General features: G+C 49.9%; 22 protein-coding genes and 1 tRNA gene. 16 read left to right on the forward strand and 7 right to left on the reverse strand.

What is annotated here, in order from left to right; translation table 11 throughout:
* Positions 1–22: 22 nt before the first annotated feature.
* Together coaE and CF651_RS21355 are read left to right on the forward strand one after the other, a co-directional pair.
* On the forward strand, positions 23–619 hold the full coding sequence (gene coaE / locus CF651_RS21350) for a dephospho-CoA kinase (protein WP_094016902.1): 597 nt from the start codon (positions 23–25) through the stop codon (positions 617–619).
* The gene (locus CF651_RS21355; RefSeq protein ID WP_094016903.1) at positions 616–1,230 is read left to right on the forward strand and encodes a lytic transglycosylase domain-containing protein; all 615 of its coding nucleotides are present in this window, start codon (positions 616–618) and stop codon (positions 1,228–1,230) included. The genes coaE and CF651_RS21355 overlap by 4 nt, the downstream gene beginning before the upstream one ends.
* 36 nt (positions 1,231–1,266) lie before the next feature.
* On the opposite strand, the gene CF651_RS21360 is transcribed toward CF651_RS21355, so the two are convergent.
* Entirely contained in the window at positions 1,267–1,491 is a 225-nt protein-coding gene (locus CF651_RS21360) for an alpha/beta-type small acid-soluble spore protein (RefSeq protein ID WP_094016904.1), read from the reverse strand.
* Between the two features lie 158 nt (positions 1,492–1,649).
* On the opposite strand from CF651_RS21360, the gene nrdR reads away from it, so the two are divergent.
* Positions 1,650–2,120: a transcriptional regulator NrdR gene (gene nrdR, locus CF651_RS21365; protein ID WP_094016905.1), complete on the forward strand. Its 471-nt coding sequence runs from the start codon at positions 1,650–1,652 to the stop codon at positions 2,118–2,120.
* Positions 2,121–2,194: 74 nt separating this feature from the next.
* Positions 2,195–2,267: transfer RNA gene (locus CF651_RS21370), tRNA-Ala, on the forward strand.
* Between the two features lie 864 nt (positions 2,268–3,131).
* Here CF651_RS21370 and CF651_RS21380 read toward each other — a convergent pair.
* From CF651_RS21380 to CF651_RS21385, 3 genes are all read right to left on the reverse strand, one after another.
* Positions 3,132–3,674 carry a DUF3231 family protein gene (locus CF651_RS21380; protein ID WP_094016907.1) on the reverse strand — a complete coding sequence of 181 codons (543 nt, stop codon included), beginning with the start codon at positions 3,672–3,674 and terminating at the stop codon, positions 3,132–3,134.
* Between the two features lie 85 nt (positions 3,675–3,759).
* Positions 3,760–3,909, reverse strand: a complete 150-nt coding sequence (locus tag CF651_RS32435; protein WP_179232910.1) for a hypothetical protein — start codon at positions 3,907–3,909, stop codon at positions 3,760–3,762.
* Between the two features lie 170 nt (positions 3,910–4,079).
* Positions 4,080–5,243 carry an SMP-30/gluconolactonase/LRE family protein gene (locus tag CF651_RS21385; RefSeq protein WP_094016908.1) on the reverse strand — a complete coding sequence of 388 codons (1,164 nt, stop codon included), beginning with the start codon at positions 5,241–5,243 and terminating at the stop codon, positions 4,080–4,082.
* Between the two features lie 462 nt (positions 5,244–5,705).
* Here CF651_RS21385 and CF651_RS21390 point away from each other — a divergent pair, with 462 nt between their 5' ends.
* The 3 genes from CF651_RS21390 to CF651_RS33420 all read left to right on the forward strand — a co-directional run bounded on the left by CF651_RS21390 (position 5,706) and on the right by CF651_RS33420 (position 7,074).
* Positions 5,706–6,362, forward strand: coding sequence for a TetR/AcrR family transcriptional regulator (locus CF651_RS21390; protein ID WP_094016909.1), 657 nt, complete (start codon positions 5,706–5,708; stop codon positions 6,360–6,362).
* Between the two features lie 273 nt (positions 6,363–6,635).
* A complete protein-coding gene (locus CF651_RS21395; RefSeq protein ID WP_094016910.1) occupies positions 6,636–7,001 on the forward strand; it encodes a spore germination protein in 366 nt (121 codons plus the stop codon).
* Positions 6,934–7,074 carry a Ger(x)C family spore germination C-terminal domain-containing protein gene (locus CF651_RS33420; protein ID WP_144029086.1) on the forward strand — a complete coding sequence of 47 codons (141 nt, stop codon included), beginning with the start codon at positions 6,934–6,936 and terminating at the stop codon, positions 7,072–7,074. Before CF651_RS21395 ends, CF651_RS33420 begins: the two co-directional genes overlap by 68 nt.
* 12 nt (positions 7,075–7,086) lie before the next feature.
* On the opposite strand, the gene CF651_RS21400 is transcribed toward CF651_RS33420, so the two are convergent.
* On the reverse strand, positions 7,087–8,280 hold the full coding sequence (locus tag CF651_RS21400; protein WP_094016911.1) for an MFS transporter: 1,194 nt from the start codon (positions 8,278–8,280) through the stop codon (positions 7,087–7,089).
* 190 nt (positions 8,281–8,470) lie between these two features.
* Here CF651_RS21400 and CF651_RS21405 point away from each other — a divergent pair, with 190 nt between their 5' ends.
* From CF651_RS21405 to htpG, 3 genes are all read left to right on the forward strand, one after another.
* Entirely contained in the window at positions 8,471–9,049 is a 579-nt protein-coding gene (locus CF651_RS21405; RefSeq protein WP_094016912.1) for a TetR/AcrR family transcriptional regulator, read from the forward strand.
* A 282-nt stretch (positions 9,050–9,331) separates the two neighbouring features.
* Positions 9,332–12,757 (forward strand): S-layer homology domain-containing protein, encoded by a 3,426-nt coding sequence (locus tag CF651_RS21410; protein ID WP_094016913.1) that lies wholly within the window; start codon positions 9,332–9,334, stop codon positions 12,755–12,757.
* Positions 12,758–13,067: 310 nt separating this feature from the next.
* Positions 13,068–14,948, forward strand: a complete 1,881-nt coding sequence (gene htpG / locus CF651_RS21415) for a molecular chaperone HtpG (RefSeq protein ID WP_094016914.1) — start codon at positions 13,068–13,070, stop codon at positions 14,946–14,948.
* Positions 14,949–15,098: 150 nt separating this feature from the next.
* On the opposite strand, the gene CF651_RS21420 is transcribed toward htpG, so the two are convergent.
* Positions 15,099–16,199 carry a GGDEF domain-containing protein gene (locus CF651_RS21420; RefSeq protein WP_094016915.1) on the reverse strand — a complete coding sequence of 367 codons (1,101 nt, stop codon included), beginning with the start codon at positions 16,197–16,199 and terminating at the stop codon, positions 15,099–15,101.
* A 308-nt stretch (positions 16,200–16,507) separates the two neighbouring features.
* On the opposite strand from CF651_RS21420, the gene CF651_RS21425 reads away from it, so the two are divergent.
* The 5 genes from CF651_RS21425 to CF651_RS21445 are packed head-to-tail and all read left to right on the forward strand — an operon-like array spanning position 16,508 to position 21,262.
* The gene (locus tag CF651_RS21425; protein WP_094016977.1) at positions 16,508–17,212 is read left to right on the forward strand and encodes a glycosyltransferase family protein; all 705 of its coding nucleotides are present in this window, start codon (positions 16,508–16,510) and stop codon (positions 17,210–17,212) included.
* Between the two features lie 53 nt (positions 17,213–17,265).
* Positions 17,266–18,033, forward strand: coding sequence for a glucose-1-phosphate cytidylyltransferase (gene rfbF / locus CF651_RS21430; RefSeq protein WP_094016978.1), 768 nt, complete (start codon positions 17,266–17,268; stop codon positions 18,031–18,033).
* A gap of 1 nt (position 18,034) precedes the next feature.
* Entirely contained in the window at positions 18,035–19,096 is a 1,062-nt protein-coding gene (rfbG, locus tag CF651_RS21435; protein WP_094016916.1) for a CDP-glucose 4,6-dehydratase, read from the forward strand.
* A 21-nt stretch (positions 19,097–19,117) separates the two neighbouring features.
* On the forward strand, positions 19,118–20,347 hold the full coding sequence (locus CF651_RS21440; RefSeq protein WP_094016917.1) for a class I SAM-dependent methyltransferase: 1,230 nt from the start codon (positions 19,118–19,120) through the stop codon (positions 20,345–20,347).
* A gap of 3 nt (positions 20,348–20,350) precedes the next feature.
* Entirely contained in the window at positions 20,351–21,262 is a 912-nt protein-coding gene (locus tag CF651_RS21445; protein WP_094016918.1) for an NAD-dependent epimerase/dehydratase family protein, read from the forward strand.
* A gap of 126 nt (positions 21,263–21,388) precedes the next feature.
* Here the strand turns inward: CF651_RS21445 and CF651_RS21450 are convergent, their stop codons facing one another.
* On the reverse strand, positions 21,389–21,586 hold the full coding sequence (locus tag CF651_RS21450) for a hypothetical protein (RefSeq protein ID WP_094016919.1): 198 nt from the start codon (positions 21,584–21,586) through the stop codon (positions 21,389–21,391).
* A gap of 231 nt (positions 21,587–21,817) precedes the next feature.
* Between CF651_RS21450 and CF651_RS21455 the strand changes: the two genes are divergently transcribed.
* Complete coding sequence (locus CF651_RS21455; RefSeq protein WP_094016920.1) at positions 21,818–22,519, forward strand: glycosyltransferase family 2 protein; 702 nt, start codon at positions 21,818–21,820, stop codon at positions 22,517–22,519.
* Positions 22,520–22,526: the final 7 nt, after the last annotated feature.

A 22,526-nucleotide genomic window follows, 5' to 3' on the forward strand; every position in this document is an offset into this window, starting at 1 on the left:
ATTACTACTTAGGAGAATGGCTATGAATATCGGTTTGACCGGAGGCATCGCCTGTGGCAAAAGCACCGTTTCGGGCATGTTGGTGCAGCGCGGGGCGATGCTGGTTGATGCCGACCGCATTGCGCGGGAGGTTGTGGAGCCGGGGATGCCTGCTCTATCGCAAATTGTGGAGCGTTGGGGTCCTGAGCTCTTGCTGCCTGACGGCTCGCTGCACCGTAAAAAGCTTGGGGAGATCGTGTTCGGCAACCCTCAAGCTTTGCAGCAGCTGCAGGAAATTACCCATCCGCCGATCCGGGCAACCATTCGGGAGCGAATGGCGGAATATGAGCGCAGCAACCCGGACAAGCTGGTCGTTGTAGACATCCCCTTGCTATATGAATCCGGACTGCAATCGATGTTCGAAGCCGTGATGGTCGTCTATGTTCCGAGAACGGTACAGCTGGACAGGCTGATGCTTCGCGACGGGTTGTCCCGTGAGCAGGCGGAGCAGCGGCTTCAAGCCCAAATGGACATTGAACGCAAAAAGGAATTGGCGGATATTGTAATCGATAACCAAGGGACGATGGAACAAACGGAAGGGCAAGTGGAAGCTTTCTTAAAGGAAAGGAGGCTGCTATGAGCTTCGGCTTTTGGCGTAAAAAGCGTGTATTTGCTCTATTGTTCATCACCTTTGTTATCTTATTATTTATTAGCAGCGATACAGTCGGCAGGCTGTTGTATCCGATTCAATATGAAAAAGAAATCCGTTCGAATGCGGAGAAATATGAGGTCGATCCTTTGCTGGTCGCGGCTATTATCCGGGTCGAGTCCAATTATAAGACGAACATTTCTTCAAAAAAAGGCGCTTTCGGCTTGATGCAGCTGATGCCGGAAACTTCGGACTGGATTGTGGAAGCGGGGAAGTTTGATCCGGAATGGAGAACGAACCTGGACAATCCTTCGGTTAGCATCCAGCTGGGGACATGGTATTTAAGCTATCTTCATAAGCAATTCAAGGGAAATCAGGTTGCTGTGATCGCCGGATATAATGCCGGACAAGGAAAAGTGGCTCGCTGGCTGCAAAATGAGGAGTGGGACGGAACGCTACACCACACCGATGATATTCCTTACGGTGAAACAAGACATTACATTCAGCGCGTTTTGTATTATTATAATAAATATTACAAGCTTTATTCGGAAGAATGGGGCCTTGCCGGAGAAAAAGAAAGAAGCATTGGACAAGCTCCATAAGGAACCTGTTGTCCAATACTTCTTCTTTACTTCTAATTAACGGCTGCCGCCAGCAAGTTGCTGCTCGGCGATTTGCACCAAACGGCGAGTAATGTGTCCACCGATTGCACCAGCATCACGAGTAGCCATGTTACCCATGTAACCATCTTGAGGAATGGCGATACCCAGTTCTTGTGCAACCTCGTATTTCAGTTGATCCAACGCTTGGTTCGCTTGTGGCACAACCAATGCGTTGCTGCTTCTGGATTGTCCTGCACCCATGTCTGTTCACCTCCTTGTCGGTTGGTAATCCTATTATGTGCTTTTCCCTGAAGATCATTACAGGGATTCACTGGCAATAAATTCTGTATTGCACCCAGCTGTAAATGGCATTGTGGCCATCGGCGCTACATTATTATTCGAAAGGGGGAGAGACCTTTATGAAGTGTCCATACTGTGATTATGCCGGTACGAAGGTTTTGGATTCGCGCTCCGCTAACGAGAACAAATCGATTCGCCGCCGCAGAGAGTGCGAGAAATGCACGAAGCGGTTCACCACGTTCGAGATGGTGGAAGAGACGCCGCTAATTGTGATCAAAAAAGATGGCAGCCGCGAGGAATTCAGCCGTGAGAAAATGCTCCGTGGGCTGATCCGCGCCTGTGAGAAGCGGCCTGTATCTGTGGAGCAGCTCGATATGATCGTATCTCAGGTGGAAAAGGAAATCCGCAACACAGCTTCCGCCGAGGTGGACAGCCGCGAAATTGGAGAAATTGTCATGGGGCAGCTATACCCTGTGGATGAAGTGGCGTATATCCGCTTTGCATCGGTTTATCGGCAATTCAAGGACATCAACATGTTCATGAAAGAACTCACCGAGATCTTATCAAAGCACGGAGTGGTAGACAAGTAATGATTACAGAAAAAATGGACAAACCTGTTGACAAGGTTTTGACTCCTGTGGTATTATCATTTTTGTCGCCACACGGGGCCTTAGCTCAGCTGGGAGAGCGCATCGCTGGCAGCGATGAGGTCAGGGGTTCGATCCCCCTTGGCTCCATAAAAAAAGTCCTCGGAACCAACAGGGTTCCGGGGATTTTTTTATTGCCGCAAAAGGGGGAGCGAACCCCGAAGGTTCGTCCGCGCGGACGGAGCGGGTAAGATGCCTCGGAGCATGGGCATCGAGCGAAGGAGCACGGCGTCTGAATCCACCGCTAGAGGCTACGAAGAGAAGCATCGTCAGCCTAAGATAAGGATTCAGACATGCCCTAGGCTCCATAAAAAAAGTCCTCGGAACCAACAGGGTTCCGGGGATTTTTTTATTGCCGCAAAAGGGGGAGCGAACCCCGAAGGTTCGTCCGCGCGGACGGAGTGGGTAAGAGCCTCGGAGCATGGGCATCGAGCGAAGGAGCACGGCGTCTGAATCCACCGCAAGAGGCTACGAAGGAAGCATCGTCAGCCTAAGATAAGGATTCAGACATGCCCTAGGCTCCATAAAAAAAGTCCTCGGAACCAACAGGGTTCCGGGGATTTTTTTATTGCCGCAAAAGGGGGAGCGAACCCCGAGGGTTCGTTTGCACGGACGGAGTGGGTAAGATGCCTCGGAGCATGGCATCGAGCGAAGGAGCACGGCGTTCGAATCTACCGCAAGAGGCTACGCAGGGAAGCATCGTCAGCCTAAGATAAGGATTCAGACATCCCCCTAAGCTCTACCATACTTTGCAGTGCGTTGCTGTTTTTTTTACATATTGTTGTGGTTTGGGTGTGATAAGTCGTACAAAATAGAGTTTTAATGGATAGACGATGATATTTGTACGTCGAATCATACAAACTCCCGGACGGAGCGGGGAAGATGCCTCGGAGTATGGACATCGAGCGAAGGAGCACGGCGTCTGAATCCACCGCTAGAGGTTTATGTTAGCATTTATGATTTGTTTGACCCAATAGGATAATAATAGGGGGGAACTTTTAGCCAGCCCCTCTTGCGCATTAGTTCTTTCAGATTAGCTCCTAATATCATTTTCTCTGCTTGGAATTCTGTAAACATGAGTCCAACGTCAGTTCTTATGGATTGCGCCGATGACGTAGCTGCGTTAACGATAAGCGCGACAATTTTAATTGATAAAGCATTTGCAATTTCATCATCAGTAAATTTAACGCCCATTGGCACATTATTCGGGTCAGAGGTTGGCTTTGGTTCCGGTGCAGGTGGGAGAGTTACACCCTCATTCAACATGAATAATTTTAAACGTTGGCGTTGGTCTTTGCCTACCCGTTCATCTTCTTTAAGTGCATGTATTAACTCACTGTCAACAGTGGTGCTGAGTGCAGATTCAACATAGCCCTTAGCTTCTTCAAGTCCAGCTAAATAAAGCCAACACGACATTACCTCACCGACGTGAAGAGGATTTTTATGTGGATCGATCAGATCTTTTAGGATTTTAGCTGCAGATTCTAAAACACTCATAGTGATTGCTCCTCACATTTCAAAAGAGTATGGAAATGATAACTGGAGGGATCATACTAAACCGATTATGATCCCTCCAACTATTTTAGTCCTCGGGTGTACGATCCAAATATAAGCGAGTAACCGAGGTGGTGTCACCCTTCTCGATTTCGTCTTCAGTTGCCTTTTCTTCAAGTGGATCATGCGTGTTCATGCCAGGGGCGATTGTTGGTTCTTCATGCTCAAAGCTTTTCAACCTTATCGACTCCTTATACGTGGATAATTTCGTTGTAACAACCGAAGTCTTTAATTATTTTGGTGCCGCTGAGGATATTATTTCATTCGCTATGACTGTATATTCATGGATACTGAATTACAATGCCTTCATAAGACAATCCTTTTATCGGCCGAATTCAAATTCCACCATTATTTTGTTAATGCCACGCGATGAACCCCTTGACTGCCTCCTGGTGCCGTTCCTATATACAAATATCCACCATGATTTACAACCGTCGTTACACCGTACAGCAAGCCTTCAGGATCGTGCCAGCTTCCGATCAGCTTCCCCTCGGCGCTGAACTCCGCAGCAAGCCCATGCTTTGCCGGTGCGCTTGCGCCGCTCAGCAATGACTCTGGCAATTTAGCCATGAAGCGGGCCAACCAAGGGCTGCGATGCATTTGATCTACAAAAGGAATGCGAGTGGTGAAGATGCCAACCCAGAAATGACCTTGTTCATCTGTCGTAATGTTGTCGGGAAAGCCTGCGAGATTGTCCGCAAAAATATCGGATGTTCCCATCTTCGGGCCCTTAAGCCAGTATCGGGTCAGTTGATAATGATAGGATTCCGACACAAGCACATAATCTTCCTCACGAGACAAAGCGATTCCATTTGCAAAATACAACCCTTCTAACAAGACAGTAGCACGCTTGGTAACTGGATCATACTTCAGCAGTCGTCCATGCGGCTTGTTCTCGGCAATTTCTCTGAAAGTCACCCGGCCATAGTTCGAGGTGTCTGAAAAATAAATGGAGCCATCTTGAGCAATATCCAGCTCATTAGCCAAATAAATCGGTGTTCCATCCACTTGATCGGCCAATACCTTAATGGTCCCGGACGGGGCTATAGATAGCAGACCCTTCTGAATGTCAGCAACAATTAAATTTCCATTGGTATCAAACTTAAGCCCATTGGGTGTTCCTTTGGTATCTGCAAAGAGTTGGGCTTCTTGCGGATTGTCAGCTGCATCGAAACGAACCTTATAGATTTTTCCGTCAGCATCTCCGGTATAAAGGGAACCTTCCTTATCGAAGGTTATAAATTCCGGTGATTTAGGCGCATCCGCAACAAGCTGAGCAGAGCTGAATTTGTTGTTCTTCTGCCATGGACTTGCTTCCTGAAAAGAGGGAGCCGCCGGCGCGTCCCATTTTGCCGGCTCGATAGGTGAAGGGGCTAGCAAGAAAACAATCCCTCCGAGCAGGATCACCGATAGCAGTATTAATCCGATGCTTCGAATCCTTTTATGTGATGAGTGTTTCGAATTACTTACGTCTTTGGCAGCTGTAGCTGAAAAATCTGGCAAGTTGGGCATTCGTGCGCCTCCTATGTTATGTAAGTTGAATTTTTTTAGATGGGACAAGGATTTTACCGACGAGAAGACGAAAGCTTTCGTCACATCATGTCCGTCATGTTTAGCCAGTTGTCTTGTGAAATGGCTCTCCAATACCAAAGGCTGCTCCGCAATGAGCGCCCATTTCTTTTAAGCTTCATAGTTCTACTCTCCTTTGGATTCGATGTTATTATAAAAAAACACTGTTACCTACTGGCCAAGAAGATGCTCCGTTCATCCGGAGAAGATAACGGAATCATCGAATCAATTTGGTAACACTGTTTCCAATGAAATTCATTGTATCCTCCCTTTTCTGGAAAGTCAATATCCAATTCATCCGTGCGGCACCACATTGACAACTACTGACTAACGGTTTAAACTTCCTGATAAGAGAGACGGAAACTTTGTTTCCCGGCAAAAACGCGATAACCAAAGGTGATGATTATGAACGATCCGGATAGCTCCTCCCTTGCAAGCACACGAAAGGTAAAAACCTACCAGGAAGCCCGCTTGCAAAATATTGAAAACCTCCGCAAGCTCGTTGTTGATGCTGCGGCAGCGCTCCTGCAGGAAGAAGGCCCGGAAGCCGTTACGGTGCGTAAAGTAGCACAGAAAATGGATTGCTCGACAAAAATCATTTATAGCCTGTTCGTCAATAAGGAGGGCTTGGCTCAGCAGTTATATTTGGAGGGTTGCAAGATTCTCGCAAACGAATTGGAAGGGGCTCCGAAGTCTGCTGATCCAGTACAGCAATTCCTCAATTTAGGTGAAGCCTTTTGGCAATTTGGTCAGCGCTATTCCAGCTACTATAAGCTAATGTTCGGAGGAGCCTTCGCAGATTTTAAGCCGGATGAGGAAAGCATGCAAGGCACTGTAACCGCTATGCGGCAATTGTTGACTGTGATCCATAATGCACAAGAACAAGGGCGTATTCCCGGTCCGTACGACACGGATTCTGTGGTTCGGATATTTTGGGCCTCCCTCCATGGAGTTATTCATCTTTACCTTGGCGGCCACTTGGGTGATATCCATTCGGCCCAAACCGTGTATAGGCAAACGTTATCCTTGGTTGTCAACTCCCTGATGCCGAACCGTAGTTAGCTTCAAGCTGTCACGAGAGCATACCCAATCAAAATCTGGATTCGCCCATTATCTGCTCAAGAACGCAGTTGCGGGTGCAAAACATAAAGGAGCTAAGCAGATACACGCCGCTTAGCTCCTTTTCAGCATGTCGGGGCTCCTGATCGACCCGTTTCAGGTAAATCGGCGAAAAAGGCTGAACGTAGCTGCTAAGCCGGTGGATGCTAGAATGGAAATCCACTTTTGGGGGATTCTAACAGTGATGATATGGATAAACAAAGGGGTTTGCGCATCATGCCGGATGATAATCAGCTCTCCAAAGAGCTTCATATTAATATGGAGGCAGTGAAGAACGTCATCGGGCATAGTCCGGACGTGGTGTTTCGTTTGTTCCGCACGAGTGGCAATTCAAGGCAAGCGCTGCTGATTTACATTGACGGTCTTGCCGACAAGTCGACTATTAAAGACCATATCCTAGGGCCGCTTATGCGTGTGGAGTCGGGTGCATCGGTATCGGCTTCAGAGTCATGGGAGAGGACGGTTGTAGATTCCATCATGTCCGTGTCGGAGGTAAAAGAAGTCAGGCGGCTGGATGGATGGATGCATTACTCATCCAGAGGTATGGAAGCGGGTAAAAGACGACTGGGAGGATCGATTTAGCCGGCTCCCGATCGACATTCAGGTGAAAGTCCGTATCCAGGAGTTCGGAGCAAAGGGCACGAAGCGGGGATAAGGAGAAAAGAGCTCAATCGCTCTTTTTCTCCGTGAAGTAGTAAAGTAAAGCAATCAGGGGCAATGCGGTTCCGATGAGAGCGGTCAAATTCCAGCCTCCCGTTGCATAAGCCCAGCCTCCCAGAGAAGAACCGACGGCACCGCCAATGAAAAAGATGGACATGAACAGTCCGTTCAGACGACCTCTGGCTTCGCTCCCCAGCGAGTATATCACCCGCTGCCCGAGCACAAGATTGCCGGATACGGCCATATCCAGGGTGATGGCGGAAATAAACAGCATGACGAGAGCAGAGGTAGAATGACTTTGCACGATATAGATCAGCAGGAAGGACAGCGCGGCAAGGATCATGGCCAACGCGGTTAGCACACGGCTCCAGCCCTTGTCTGCCCATCTCCCGGCAATGGGGGCCGCAACCGCACCGCCAACACCGACCAAAGCAAACAAGGCGATTCCTTGCTGCGACATGCCAAAATCATCTGCCAGCCGAAGCGGGACGATCGTCCAGAACATGCTGAAAGCACCGAACAAGCAAGCCTGATAAAGCGCGCGGCGGCGCAGGGCAGGCGTATTTTTTAGCAGCGTGCCAAGGGATAAGATCAGTTTCCCGTAGGAGGCGGAGGCTACAGGCTTGCGCTTCGGAAGAGCCAGCGAAAGCAGGAGCGTCAGCAGCGTTATGATGATGGCGGACAATACAAACACCGCGTGCCAGCCCCAGAGACTCGTTATAAAGCTGGCCACGGGACGAGCGAACATAATTCCCAGCAGCAGGCCGCTCATGACGTTCCCGACAACGCGTCCCCGCTGCTCGGCCGATGACAAATAGGTAGCGTAAGGCACGAGGATTTGGGCGACAACGGACCCGATCCCGATAAACAGGGACGCGATCAGAAATAAAGGCCCGTTAGAGGCAAAGGCCGCACCCAGCAGTGCAGCGACTGCGACCAGGAGGGCTGTGACCATGAGACGCCGATTCTCAATGATGTCGCTAAGCGGTACGATAAACAGAAGTCCGACAACATAACCGACTTGAGTTAAGGTGACAATAAGTCCTGCAGCTGTGGAAGAAAGGCCGGTAGAGATCCGGATGGGTCCCACAAGCGTTTGGGCATAATAAAGATTCGCTACAATAAGGCCGCATGCGGCTGCCAGCAAAAACATCATCCAGGTGGAAATAGGTTTGGTATCCGTTGCACGTTGCTCCTGCATAAGAAATCCTCCTCGCATTCAGCAAATAAATACTGAACGTATCGTTTATTAATTTGTTATTCAGATTATATACTGAACGCTACGTTTTGTAAATGGGTAAAATCATTCTCATTTTCGTTTTTATTTGATATAATGAACGTATCGTTTATTTTTTCCCATTGGGGAACGGATTATGAATGGGGGAGTTTGAGTGGAAGGAAAGCGTGGGAGGCCGCGTAACGTTGAGACGCAAAGGTCAATCCTTTCCGCGTCCTATGAGTTATTGCTCGAGCAGGGCTTTAGTGCGGTTACTGTGGAGAAAATTGCCGAACGGGCCAAAGTGAGCAAGGCCACGATCTATAAATGGTGGCCCAACAAGGCGGCCGTGGTGATGGACGGCTTTATGTCCGCTGCTTCAGAGCGCCTTCCCGTGCCAGACACGGGTTCAGTCTATAATGACATTCTAATACATGCTACGAATTTAGTCCGGTTTCTTACAAGCCGGGAAGGGACGGTCATTACGGAGCTAATAGGTGAAGGGCAGATGGACCCCGGTCTCGCTGAAGCGTACCGTACCCGATATTTTCAACCCCGCAGGCTTGAGGCCAGAAGACTGATGGAGAGAGGAAACGAGCGCGGAGAGCTGAGGGAAAACCTTGATATCGAGGTTAGCACGGATCTTATTTACGGGCCGATTTTTTACCGGTTGTTAGTTACCGGGGATCGATTGGATGATGCCTATGTGCAGCATTTGGTCAGCAGTGCATTTGAAGGCATCCGTTCATGCTGAACCTCACATGATTTGTTTTCAGATGTTTCATAGAGAGGCGCGCCACTTCATTTACGATAAATGGAGCGGCGTTTTTTTTGGATTGGGCAGTCCTCTCCCCAAGATTCGATAGGGAACAAGATGCTTGATAGACTATTGAACCGTTGATGTTATGAATTCTATCATTTTTTAATATACTAAAGGATTTTTATGGTAGAATGATACAGATGAGGAGGCGTGATTATATACCTGCTTACTTTATGTTCATAAGTTAATTGAAATGATTTGAAAGGGGATTTGATTGTGAAAAAACTGCTTTCCGCTATCATGATGGCCATTATGGTCATAAGTCCTTTGCTCAAACCGGCAGAGGCTCATGCAGCGAGTGTAATGTTTACATCCGTTGCTTCGCAGCATAATACGACATTGGCATTGGATGCTAACGGCCGTATATGGGGATGGGGGTGGAACGTGAGCGGTAACTTGGGCGATGGAACCGTAAGATATTCGTATTGGCCCAAGCAGATTACGGTCACAGACAATGGAGTACCGGTATCGTTTAAGGAAGTGAAGCCCGGCTTCAATGCTTCCCTCGCGTTGGATACGAACGGAAATATATGGGGTACCGGAGATAACGGATCGGGGCAATTGGGACTCGGCTCAGGTACTGCCAGTGTTCTAGTCTGGACGAAACTTCAAGTGACGGATGGCGGCTCTGCTGTCGTTTTTAAGAAAATAGCTTCCCTGCGGGGAACATCATTTGCTCTCGACAGTAACGGGCAATTGTGGATATGGGGCTTCAGGACAGGATCACCCGATTTCCGTGTGCCTACGAAGCAGTCATTAACTGACAATCATGGAAATCCGGCCGTCTTTACTGCGTTAGAGGGGAGCGATGAAAATGGAATGGCTCTCGATTCCTCAAACCACCTATGGAGAATATATGACGGTGCCTATTCATCTGGGGAGCTTACGGTCATGGATGGTGGAACAGAGGTTGAGTTCCAATCGATATTTGCCGGCGGAGATTACGGATCCGGTATTGGACGACAGCGTTTGGCTTTGGACACGAATGGAGAGCTGTGGAGCTGGGGGCCGGACGAGGAAGGCCAGCAGGGGAACGGGGCAGTGACCGGAATCGTTGGGTCCCCGACCAAACTGTCCATCACGGACAACGGCAACCCGGTTAAGCTTGTGAAGATCACCGCGGGCAACATGGATGTACTGGCATTGGACACAAACGGCGACATGTGGACTTGGGGGCGGAACGCTTCGGGGCAGTTAGGAGATAATACGACAGTTCATTCGGACGTGCCTCATAAGGTTCCGGTTTCCGATAACGGGATTCCGTTCCAATTCACATCTTTATTCGCCGGGTATGAGGTATCGTATGGACTTGATGCCAACGGCCTGTTATGGGCCTGGGGTGGACAGGGGAATACGGGGAATTACGGATTGCTGGGAGACGGTGGAGCAACAACCGGGCAGCAGTTGACGCCAAAAAGAGTTTATATTCAGCCGCAGCTGTCGCTAAGCGCATCCGTCACCTCTTCTACTTATTTGGAGCCCGTGACATTTACGGCTGCCGTTACGGGAGCAGAAGGCCTTCATACGCCTGCCGGCGCCGTCCGTTTTTTTGATAATGGACAGCTGTCTAATGAGGTTTCGCTTGCAGTCGATGGCACAGCCGAGCTGACTACTTCAAGCTTGATTGCAGGCAGTCATAATATAAGTGCATTGTATATGGGTGACAGCATGTATGCGTCTGGGGTCATGGCATCCAAGGTAGTTACAGTTGTTAAGCCTGAGGCACCGGTAGTCATGTTAACTCCATCGACAACAGTCAATACGACAGATCCGGTGAATGTATCGGTGACGGTGCAAACGTATGGTGCCAGCAATTCGTTAGCTGTGTTGAAATGGCTTCCGGGGGACAACAACGCTGCAGCATTTGTAAGCGCCGGAACGGATATATTGGCAGCTAAAAGCTTTGTGGTTTCCAGTAATGGGATTTACACCGTATATGCCAAGGATGCAGCAGGGAATGAGGCAGTGAATAAGATTGATATACAAAATCTGATTTCGCTCCCGAATAACAGCGTCATCAGCCCGGCCGCAGCCGGTTTTGACAAGTACACCGGATCCGTGGCGCATGCCGATGTAACGACTACGCTAACGCTGAACGGGAATACATTAACAGGGATTATGAACGGCGCGGCGACGCTGACACCGGATACGGACTACACCGTTACGGGCAGTACGGCCACGATCTCGAAGGCCTATTTGCAGGCACAGCCGACAGGCTCGCTCAGCCTAACGTTCGTGTTCAGCGCGGGAGCGGCACAAACATTAACGATAACGGTCAGCGACTCGACGCCAGTTTCGTCAGGAAGCCACTCGAAGCCGAGCTCGACTTCTACTCCGGGAGCTTCGGGTGAACCTGAAAAATTCATCATCGCTGCCGATGCCTCAGGCGGTATCGTTATCAACGTCCAGGCGTCAGCCTTAGTGACGGAAACGGAAGCGGATGGAACAGTCATTCAAAAGCTGATTCTCCCTGAGGACATTCTGAATCAAGCCGCGGAGCAGCTGAAGGGCGCATCCAAGCCTGTTATCATCATCCGAATTAACGACACGGAAAAAGGCGTTCAGGTTCAGCTTTCCGGGACATTCATCGCGGCTTTAGCCCAGTCTTATCCGAACGCCGCCATCGTAACCGAATTGAACCGCTCCAGCCTGGAGCTGAAAGCGAGCGTGCCGGATCTGGCGGGCTTGGCCAAGCGTCTGGGCGTTGCGCTATCCGATCTGAAAATCGTCACCTCGATGGAACGGGCTAGCAAGTCGGTGGGGGCGGACCTGGAACGAATCGGAACGAATATGGGATTCCAAACCGTAGGGAGCCCCGTTAATTTCCGAGTCATGGCCGAGGCCAACGGCCGGAGTGTCGAGATACGCGATTTTGGCGGTGCGTATATGGTGAGAGCTATCGTATATAACACAGGATCAGGGAAGGGCAATGTCATTGCCATCCAATATGATCCCGTTACGGGCACGGTTTCGTATATCCCGACACACTTAAGCTCGAGGGCTGACGGGAGCAAGGAAGCGGTCATGAAAGCACCGCATTATAGTATTTATGCCGTTATCGAGACGAAGGACAGGTCGTTTACGGACATGATGGGCCATTGGGCAAAGCAGGATGTGGAATTGCTCGCTTCGAGGCTGATCGTGAACGGCGTTTCAGCCGACCGGTACGTACCGGAAGACAGCGTCACGCGGGCGGAATTCGCCTCGCTGCTCGTCCGCTCGATGGGATTATCCTTGGAGCATGATGAGGGGTACAAGGGCTTTAGTGACGTTTCTTCGACTGCCTGGTATGCGCGAACAGTAGAAGCGGCCGTCAAAGCCAAGCTGGTCAATGGCGTAGAAGCGGATCGCTTCGATCCGGATGGGCGGATCAGCCGTGAACAGATGGCGGTGATGATCGCCAGAGCCTTAACCATCACGTCCGGCGATGACAAGGGGCAAGAGAATAATCAAACGCTTGCCGCGTTTACGGATCATGACGCCATTGAGTCGTGGTCCAAGGACTCCGTAGGCCGTACGGTCCGCGCAGGAATCATTGAAGGCATGGATGGAGGCAGATTCGCGCCATCGCAGTCCGCAACTCGGGCTCAAGCGGCAGCCATGCTGAAGCGATTCTTGAAGAAGGTTGATTTTATCGAGTAGAATGAGCATTGTGGCTGAGCAGACCTCTCTGCTCAGCCATTTTTTGTCATCCCGCTTACCGGGTACTGTTGTGTGTGTAGGGGATTCTGGCAGGCGGCGGGAACACTTCCGCGGCAGCCCCATCGTCGATCATACGGCTCATTGGAGCTGTGCCATGAACTGTCCCGCTGCTGAAACTTTGACGGGAAGTCTTCGATATGCAATCATCATATTGACATCGAAAATAAGCAGTGATATAAAAAAAGGTAATGGCACTCGAAGACGAGGAGTGCTAACAGACTTATCCCATTGGAAAGAGGAGTGTTTTTGAATGGAAAAAAAGCAGTTTCAAGCTGAATCCAAGCGTTTGTTGGAAATGATGATCAACTCCATCTATACACAAAAAGAGATTTTCTTAAGAGAGCTCATTTCCAATGCGAGCGATGCCATCGACAAGATTTACTACAAAGCTTTAACGGATGCCAATTTGGTTTTTGACAAAGACAATTACTACATTCGAATTACAGCCGACAAGCAGAACAGAACCTTGACTATTCAAGATACCGGGATCGGGATGAATCACGAGGATCTGGAGAACCATCTTGGGGTCATCGCGAAAAGCGGTTCATTGGCGTTCAAGAAAGAGAACGAAGCCAAAGACGGACATAATATCATCGGACAGTTCGGTGTCGGGTTTTATTCGGCCTTTATGGTAGCGGATGTCGTGACCGTAGTTAGTAAAGCTTTGGGCAGCGATACTGCCTACAAGTGGGAATCTACTGGTGCAGAGGGCTATACCATTGAACCGTGCGAGAAGGATTCGGTCGGTACGGTAATTACTTTAAAAATCAAAGAAAATACGGAAGACGAGAGCTACGATGAATTTTTGGAGGAATACCGCTTAAGGTCGATCATTAAGAAATATTCCGATTTCATTCGCTATCCGATCAAAATGGATATGGTTACCAAGAAGCTGAAGGAAGGCAGCGACAACGAATTCGAGGATGTTCAGGAAGAGCAAGTCGTGAACAGCATGGTGCCGATCTGGAGAAAAAATAAAAGCGAGCTGACTGCGGAAGACTACGAAAAATTTTACAACGAAAAGCATTACGGCTTCGATAAGCCGCTCAAGCATATTCATATCAGCGCCGACGGGGCCGTCGTCTACCAGGCGATCCTGTATATCCCGGAAAGCGTCCCTTTTGACTATTACTCCAAGGAGTTCGAGAAAGGACTTGAGCTGTATGCCAACGGTGTACTGATCATGAACAAATGCTCCGATCTTCTTCCCGACTACTTCAGCTTTGTCAAAGGGATGGTCGATTCGGAGAGCCTGTCGCTCAACATTTCCAGGGAAATGCTGCAGCATGACCGCCAGCTGAAGCTGATTGCCAAGAACATCGAGAGTAAAATTAAAGGCCAGCTGCAAAGCTTGCTGAAGGATGAGAGAGAAAAGTACGAGAAGTTCTATCAATCGTTCGGCAGACAGCTGAAATTCGGTGTATACAGCGATTATGGCATGCATAAAGCAACGCTTCAGGATCTGTTGATGTTCTATTCTTCCAAAGAGAAGAAGCTGGTTACGTTGGACGAGTATGTATCCCGGATGCCGGAGGATCAAAAATACATCTACTATGCTTCAGGCGAGTCGATTGAAAGAATCGAGAAGCTGCCTCAGACCGAGCTGGTTACAGATAAAGGCTACGAGCTGCTGTACTTTACCGACGATATCGATGAATTTGCCATCAAGATGCTGATGAACTACAAGGAAAAGGAATTCAAGTCCGTTTCCAGCGGCGATCTGGGCATCGAAGCGGAGGAGAACGGAGATAAGGCTAGTGACGACAAGAACGATCACCAGGCACTGTTCGACTACATGAAGGACCAGCTGTCGGGCAAGGTGTCGAAGGTTCGAATCTCCAAGCGTCTCAAAACACATCCGGTCTGCTTGACGACGGAAGGGGATGTGACCATCGAGATGGAGAAAATCTTAAATGCGATGCCGAACAACCCGAATGTGAAAGCGGAAAAGGTGCTGGAGATCAACGTGAACCATGACGTGTTCCGTTCCTTGACGGAGGCTTATGAGAAGGACAAGGAGAAGCTGAACCTGTATACGGCGCTGCTGTACAACCAGGCGCTCTTGATTGAAGGTTTGCCGATCCAGGATCCGGTTGAATTTACGAATGACATTTGCAAAATTATGGTATAACCACTGCGTGGTTTTATTCTGAGTCAGATAGACAAACGGCTTCACCGTCCTTTGATAAGGGATGGCGAAGCCGTTTGTTTTGCATTTGCTTTAAACTTGTGCTGGAGCGTTACCGGTCGGAGGAAGGCTCTGCCTGTGTGCGGCATGCATTCATCGGACGCCTAACGTGCTTACTACCTGATTTCTGCCGTTGTGCTTGGCCTTATAAAGTGCTTGGTCTGCGACGGACTTCAGTTCTTCCAAGGCGGTTTCCGGGAAGGTCGCAACGCCAATGGACACTGTAATTTGAATGGGCTCTTCATTAATGAGCTTAAACATATGATGTTCAACCGCATGCCGGATTTGCTCCGCGAGGGCCAATGCTTGCGGATGCGGGCAGTGGTGGAGCAGGACGGCAAACTCCTCGCCGCCGATGCGGGAAGGCGTTTCGAACGGGCGGGTCACTTTTTTTAACAGCATCCCCAGCTGGGTCAAAATGGCGTCGCCGTTCAAATGACCGTGAACATCGTTAATTTTTTTGAAATAATCGATATCTATCATCAATAAAGATAAGGGCACCCGATGATCGTCCTCGTTTCTCAGCACGGTGTTGAACATGGCGTCAAAGGTGCGGTAATTGCCGAGCCCGGTTAAGAAATCAGTGGTGGCTTCTTTTTTCAGCCGATAATGGTATGCGTTGGTTTGAATCAGGAAGGAGAGCAGGTAAGATGTAAAGGTACCGCCTAACAGCATCATCATGATGTAGAGCAAGGAAGGAACGATGCCTTGAAGGCCAAAGTTGAAGATGAGTACAACAGACGTACCGATCATACCTATCAACAGGCACAAGGCCCATTTTTTCCAATAGATCAGATGCCTCGTACAGATGACTCCGATGCCGATTCCGATAGCCAGATTGCTTATTGTAGCGGCAATGGTCACGGAGCTGATGGGGCCGAAAGCAAACAGCCGCATGGCAGCGATGAAGAGGCTGGTGATAAGCGCAGAGTAGAAGCCGCCCAGATAGCCGGCATAAATCATAGCGAGCTGCCGGAAATCAAGAATCGTAATATCGGAGAAACGGACCGTAAAAATCATCAGGAGCATACCCAGGATCCCGTTTCGGACCCCGATGCATATTTTGGACCAAATCGAGCGGGAGGCACCCATGATGTAATCGGATTTGAACATTTGGCTGCTGATGAACAAATAGGCAGTCAAAATGGACAAGTTTACTATAATATCCTTCGCCGTAATCATTACAATCTCCAAGTATGATCCCCATCCTGCTTTATATTTCCCCAAAGTTCAACTATACAATAAACATCCGGATGAATCACTATCCCCATGTGCTTCAATTCTAAATTAACCTTTAGAAAAAGTCGAGACAGTTGGATTAACGTAAACTGGGTCCCCAATCAAGATACGTAACTATAAATATATGAGAACCCTTTTTCATAGAGGACATACATTAGTAAGAGAAACTGTCGTTCTATGCTTGTGTCAGACGAGGGGGGGATCATGTGACGACCTTAATTTCCCATTTTTATAATGAGCAATATTTGTTGCCCTGGTGGCTCATGCACCACGTTCCGTTGTTCGATCACGGGATTCTGATCAATCGAGGCTCGACGGACCATTCTTTGGAGATGTGCCGCCAATTTGCACCTCATTGGGAGGTGCGCCATTCCAGGGTGCCTGAGTTTGATCCCATTCAGGTGGATGCGGAAGTGATGGAGATTGAGAAGGAATGTGCGGGCTGGAAAATGGTCTTAAACACGACGGAATTCCTATGCTGCTGGGATAAACAGCCATTTTTCGACTCGCTTCCCTTGTTAGGAGAGCAGATGTATTCGATAAGAACGATTGTGATGGTGGATCCGTTGAATGCAGGGTACCCAGACCCTGTATACACAGTTCCGCTGGTAAAACAAAGGCACCATGGTTATTTTCCTCATGATCCGAATCAGCCGTTTATAGGCCGGTTTATTCACAAGTATGGGGACGGCAGCTATACGCCGGGAAGACACTGGTCGCCATGGCCGTATCGTGTGTACCCGTCACCTGCCTTCATACTGAAATTTGTTTTCAGTCCATGGAATGAGGCCATGCGTCAAAGGAAGCTGCAAATCGGCCCTACGCTTTCTTCACAAGGCAAGCAGCTGGGGCTGGGAACGTACCACCTGACCACGAAGGAACAATTGGAGCATACGTATCTTCACTTTGCAGGCCAAACGGAAGACCTGCGTCTCATTCCCGAATACCGGCAGCTGGGGCTTTTATAGGTGCCGGGGGTTTCTTGTTCAAGAAAGGAGTGTCTGTTGTGATGGGAGGCAGGATGAAAGCCGTCATTCTTGCAGGGGGCTTCGGAACACGGATCGGAGAAGAAACCCACTTGATCCCGAAGCCGATGATCGAAATAGGAAGTCAGCCGATTCTGTGGCATATCATGAAAATATTGAGCGCCTGCGGGATTCAGGAATTCATTATTTGCTTGGGGTATAAAGGGCATGTCATTAAAGAATATTTTGCGAATTACAGCTTGTACAAGTCGGATGTCACGCTGGATATGGCTGCGAACGAAACGACTTATCACACTAATAAGGCGGAGCCATGGAAGGTGACCCTCATCGATACGGGGGAGCATACGGAAACCGGCGGCAGGATCAAAAGAATACAGGACTATATAGGAGCCGAAACCTTTTGCATGACGTATGGAGACGGTCTTAGCAATGTGGATATGAAGCAGCTCTTCGCGTTTCATCGGCAGCACGGGAAGCTCGCAACCGTAACGGCCGTTCAGCCTCCAGGCAGATTCGGCTCCCTGGTGCTGCGGGAGGAGCAGGTTGTCGAGTTTCAAGAGAAGCCGGCAGGCGACGGAGGCTGGATCAACGGCGGGTTCTTTGTACTGGAGCCGGCGGTATTCGACCTCATAGAGGGTGACAGCTCGGTATGGGAAACGGATGTACTGACTCGTCTTGTGAGCAGCAATCAGCTTGCCGCCTATCGGCATGAAGGCTTCTGGCATCCTATGGACACGCTGCGGGATAAGAAGAAGCTGGTTGAGCTCTGGCAAAATCACAATGCACCCTGGAAGGTTTGGTAGCATGGACACAAGCTTCTGGTCACGCAAAAAGATCTTGATCACCGGCCACACCGGGTTCAAGGGCTCCTGGCTGACACAATGGCTGACGATGATCGGTGCGCAGGTGGTCGGTTACGCCCTCCAGCCCCCCTCATCGCCGAGTTTGTTCGAGGCGGCCAGCATCGCCTCCGACTGCTGCTCCTTACACGGGGACATTTGCGATTCCCCCAAGCTTCGTCAGGTTCTTCAGGATCACCAGCCTGAGATTGTATTTCACCTGGCTGCCCAGCCATTGGTCCGATCGTCTTACAAGGATCCTGTAAGCACGTTTCAAACGAATGTGATGGGTACGGTCCATTTGCTGGAGGCGGCACGAAGGACGCCGAGTGTCCGCGTCGTTATCAATGTCACCAGCGATAAATGCTATTTGAATGAGGGCCACAGCGTTCATCTCTTTAAAGAAAGCGATCCGCTGGGCGGGCATGATCCTTACAGTGCGAGCAAAGCCTGCGCCGAGCTGGTGACCGCTTCGTATCGGCAGTCTTTCTATGATCCGGACGGCACGTCTCAGCCTCGGCTGGCGTCCGTAAGGGCCGGTAACGTCATCGGCGGCGGGGATTGGGCGGAGGACCGGCTGATCCCCGACTTGGTTCGAGCTTACCTGGCTGCTCTGCCGCTCGTCGTGAGAAACCCGGGCGCGATTCGCCCATGGCAGCATGTATTGGACCCGCTGCATGGCTATTTGCTGCTCGCCCGGAAGCTGTGGGACGATGCCCGGTATGCGGAAGCGTGGAATTTTGGGCCTGTAGGCCCTTTATATATGACTGTCGGGGACATGACCCGTTTGGCTGCCGAGACGTGGCAGGAGCGTTTGGACATCACGGCAGCTCCGCAGCCGGAGGTATATGAAGCCCCTGTACTTGGGCTGGATAGCAGTAAGTCGGTTCAGGCTCTCGGCTGGCTCCCCAAGCTGTCTACGAAAGAGGCGGTGGAATGGACGGTGCTATGGTACAAACAGTTTCAAGCAGGCGGAAATATGAGGTCCTTCACTCAGCAGCAGATTCGGGTATTTGAAACCAAGTAAGCAAGTAAGGAGTCGTGGAACATGTTGCATGGAACATGCCGTTTTTGCGGTTCATTAGTTAAGCATACGTTTGTTGACCTGGGGGTCTCCCCTCTGGCAAATTCATTTGTGAATGATGGCGGCCTGCATCAAATGGAGCCTTTTTATCCGCTGCACGCTTTTGTGTGTGAAGCCTGCTTTCTCGTGCAGCTGGGTCAGTTCGAGTCCCCGAATCATATTTTCAATCACTATTTGTATTTCAGCTCCTATTCCTCGAGCTGGCTGCTTCATGCGGAGCAATATGCAGACATGGCCATAAACCGGTTCAGGCTGCACAAGGATTCGCAAGTCATTGAGGCTGCAAGCAATGACGGCTACTTGCTGCAATATTTTCAACAAAGGGGAATACGCACTTTAGGGATTGAACCGGCGCAAAATTTGGCCCAAATTTCAACGGACAAGGGCATTCCGACACGGGCCCGATTTTTCGGAAGGGAGCTTGCGGGTGAATTGGTGCAGGAAGGGGTGCGGGCGGATCTCATCGTCGCGAATAATGTGCTGGCGCACGTGCCAGACCTGCACGACTTCGTTGCCGGATTCAAGCTGCTGCTGCAGCCGGACGGTGTTGTTACCATCGAATTCCCGCATCTGCTGCAGCTCATCATTAACAGGCAGTTCGATACGATTTATCATGAACACTTTTCTTACTTCTCCCTTGGAACCGTCAGCCGAATTCTGGCACAGCATCAGCTGCAGGTGGTTGATGTTGAAGAATTGGTAACGCATGGAGGTTCTCTAAGATTATTTGTGAAGCATGAGCAGCCTCATAACGAGATTCACCCTAATGTGGCGTCCGTACTTCAGAAGGAACAAGACCACGGACTCCACCAATTGCAAACGTACGTTCAATTCGGTGCCCTTGTGGTGCAGATGAAGCTCGATATCATGCAGTTTTTTCTAGAGGCTTGCCAAGGAAAAAGGTCGATAGCAGGTTATGGGGCCCCTGCCAAGGGCAATACGCTTTTGAATTATTGCGGTATCGGGAAAGAGTTGCTGCCTTATACGGTAGACCGTAATCCACATAAGCAGGGGCAGCTGCTGCCGGGCTCCCGCATCCCGGTCAAGGATCCGGAGGAGATCAAGCGAACCCGGCCCGACTATGTGCTGATTCTTCCGTGGAACCTCAAGGAAGAGATTATGGACGAATGCGCCTATATCCGGGAATGGGGCGGTCAATTCGTTGTCCTCGTACCCGAAGTACAGGTGCTGTAGCCCATGGATAAAGTACTGGTAACGGGCGGCAACGGGTGGATTGGCCGGTATGTGGTTCCCATTCTGCTGGAGCTTGGCTATGAGGTTCACGCAACCTACCGAAGGACCCCTCTCCTGCACATTCCGTGCACGTGGCATCAGGCGGATCTCCTCCGGACGGAGGAAGCTGAGGAGCTGATGATGAAGGTAAAGCCCGCCCGCCTGCTGCATCTTGCATGGGAGGCGGTACCCCCGGAATGCTACAGAGCTCCCGCGAATTACGCATGGGTGAAGGCGAGTATGGGCTTGATTGAGAGCTTCGCCGGGTACGGCGGGCAAAGAGTCGTCGTTGCGGGTACGTGCGCGGAATATCGGTGGGCCAACGGGTATTTGTCCGAGTCGTCCACTCCGCTTACCTATGCAACGCCTTATGCCGCGTGCAAAAACAGGTTTCGGAGCTGGCTTGATTCCTACTCGGCGGACACAGGGTTAAGCTGGGGCTGGGGGCGCATTTTTCATCTATACGGACCACATGACCCGGGGAATCGGCTCATTTCTGCGATCATTTATTCTTTATTGAGTAAAGAAGAAGTACGCTGCACGCACGGCAATCAGTACCGCGATTTCCTCCATGCTGCGGACGCGGCGGATGCGCTTGTCCGATTGCTGCTAAGTGATGTGGAGGGAACGGTGAATATTGCGTCCGGCGAATCCGTTCAAGTGAAGAAGCTTGCCGCCCTGATAGAAGACAGCATAGGCGAGCAGGGACGGATTCGATTCGGTGCGATTCCGTTTCCCAAGGGGGAGCCTCTATTCGTCGGGGCTCATACCGGGAGGCTCCGCCGTGAATTGTGCTGGCAGCCGAAGTTTACGTTAGAGGAAGGGCTTGAGGCAACGATAGCCTGGTGGAGAAAGCATCCGGGCTTATCCAAGTAAGCGGGAAGCCCGGATGCCGGGAAGTCGGAAAGGCGAGGAGCACAAAAATAAACGAAGATCCTCCGAATGCTCTCATTCAGAGGATCTTTTGCATTGTGTATTCAGCTGATGTGGATCAATTAAGAACTAAGCGGTCTCCATGCATTCGACCAAGTAAATGCTGGTTTTTATCGTTTGGTTGTTTTTGTCCAAAAGGACGTAAATCCATTCATTCGTTTTTTTTGTGATGAGGCCCTTGCCCTCACGGGTAATGACTCTGGTTTTGTTCAGCTCTACAACAAAAGGATACAATTCGGATTGACTTCGAAGTACTTTGCGCGGCATTTTCTCTCATCCCTTATGGTGTATTCATGATGCTATAAGCTTAACACGCCGTTCAATTCTTTTCTGTTATTTATATCACAATTGGGGGGAAGAAATGAAAATATGTTCGAATGCCGTCGAATCATCTGCAAAAAGGCAGCGGAATGAAAGCCTAGTGAAGCTGTGCGGGCGCCCACACCACCGCTGCAGTTTGCTCATACATTGCTCATACACGTGAGATGAGGTGAGGTTGTGGCGACTCGAGGCGTATCCGTCATTACTTGTACGAACCGCCCACAGTATTTCAATAAAATATTGAGAAACTACAGGAATCAGACCTGGAAAAAGAAAGAGCTTATTATTGTGTTGAACCGGGATGATATGAAGCTTGGCAAGTACCGGAGGGCGGTTGAAGGGGAGCATAATATCAGGGTGCTTAGGCAGCCGCAGCATTTGAATCTTGGGGCATGCTTGAATTATGCCATCCGCCGGGCAAAGTATGGCGTCATCGCCAAATTCGATGACGATGACTATTATGCGCCGCATTATGTTACGAGGGCTTTGAATGTATTGCAACGCTCCAAGGCCGACATTGTAGGCAAAAAAACGTTTTATTTGTACCTGCAAAGTAAAAACATGCTGCTGCAGATGAATCCGAATCGGGAGCATCGCTTTTATCACCATGTCGCGGGTGCGACCCTGTTCTTTTACAAGCGAATCTTGAAGCGGGTCCCATTCGCCACGAAGCTGAAATCCGGTTCGGATTCAAATTTTTTACGGCGATGCAGAGCCAAAGGCTATAAGATCTACTCGGGCGATAGGTACAACTATGTCGCCATTCGCAGGCAAAACCGTACGAACCATACTTGGAAGGTCGAGGACAACAAGCTGCTGTCGGGTAACGTCAGGATTATTGCCCGAACGAAAATTTATAGGAAGAAAGTCAGGCGTTAGCACGAGG

Source organism: Paenibacillus rigui (genome assembly GCF_002234615.1).
GTDB lineage: Bacteria > Bacillota > Bacilli > Paenibacillales > NBRC-103111 > Paenibacillus_S > Paenibacillus_S rigui.

Excerpts from the sequence above, each read along its gene's own strand:
- CF651_RS33420 (WP_144029086.1), top strand. The coding sequence starts at position 6,934 with ATGGATGGATGCATTACTCATCCAGAGGTATGGAAGCGGGTAAAAGAC.
- htpG (WP_094016914.1), top strand. The coding sequence starts at position 13,068 with ATGGAAAAAAAGCAGTTTCAAGCTGAATCCAAGCGTTTGTTGGAAATG.
- CF651_RS21440 (WP_094016917.1), top strand. The coding sequence starts at position 19,118 with ATGTTGCATGGAACATGCCGTTTTTGCGGTTCATTAGTTAAGCATACG.
- CF651_RS21445 (WP_094016918.1), top strand. The coding sequence starts at position 20,351 with ATGGATAAAGTACTGGTAACGGGCGGCAACGGGTGGATTGGCCGGTAT.
- CF651_RS21360 (WP_094016904.1), bottom strand. The coding sequence starts at position 1,491 with ATGGGTGCAGGACAATCCAGAAGCAGCAACGCATTGGTTGTGCCACAA.
- rfbF (WP_094016978.1), top strand. The coding sequence starts at position 17,266 with ATGAAAGCCGTCATTCTTGCAGGGGGCTTCGGAACACGGATCGGAGAA.
- CF651_RS21395 (WP_094016910.1), top strand. The coding sequence starts at position 6,636 with ATGCCGGATGATAATCAGCTCTCCAAAGAGCTTCATATTAATATGGAG.
- CF651_RS21425 (WP_094016977.1), top strand. The coding sequence starts at position 16,508 with ATGCACCACGTTCCGTTGTTCGATCACGGGATTCTGATCAATCGAGGC.
- nrdR (WP_094016905.1), top strand. The coding sequence starts at position 1,650 with ATGAAGTGTCCATACTGTGATTATGCCGGTACGAAGGTTTTGGATTCG.
- CF651_RS21390 (WP_094016909.1), top strand. The coding sequence starts at position 5,706 with ATGAACGATCCGGATAGCTCCTCCCTTGCAAGCACACGAAAGGTAAAA.
- coaE (WP_094016902.1), top strand. The coding sequence starts at position 23 with ATGAATATCGGTTTGACCGGAGGCATCGCCTGTGGCAAAAGCACCGTT.
- CF651_RS21400 (WP_094016911.1), bottom strand. The coding sequence starts at position 8,280 with ATGCAGGAGCAACGTGCAACGGATACCAAACCTATTTCCACCTGGATG.
- CF651_RS21450 (WP_094016919.1), bottom strand. The coding sequence starts at position 21,586 with ATGCCGCGCAAAGTACTTCGAAGTCAATCCGAATTGTATCCTTTTGTT.
- rfbG (WP_094016916.1), top strand. The coding sequence starts at position 18,035 with ATGGACACAAGCTTCTGGTCACGCAAAAAGATCTTGATCACCGGCCAC.
- CF651_RS21385 (WP_094016908.1), bottom strand. The coding sequence starts at position 5,243 with ATGCCCAACTTGCCAGATTTTTCAGCTACAGCTGCCAAAGACGTAAGT.
- CF651_RS21380 (WP_094016907.1), bottom strand. The coding sequence starts at position 3,674 with ATGAGTGTTTTAGAATCTGCAGCTAAAATCCTAAAAGATCTGATCGAT.
- CF651_RS21355 (WP_094016903.1), top strand. The coding sequence starts at position 616 with ATGAGCTTCGGCTTTTGGCGTAAAAAGCGTGTATTTGCTCTATTGTTC.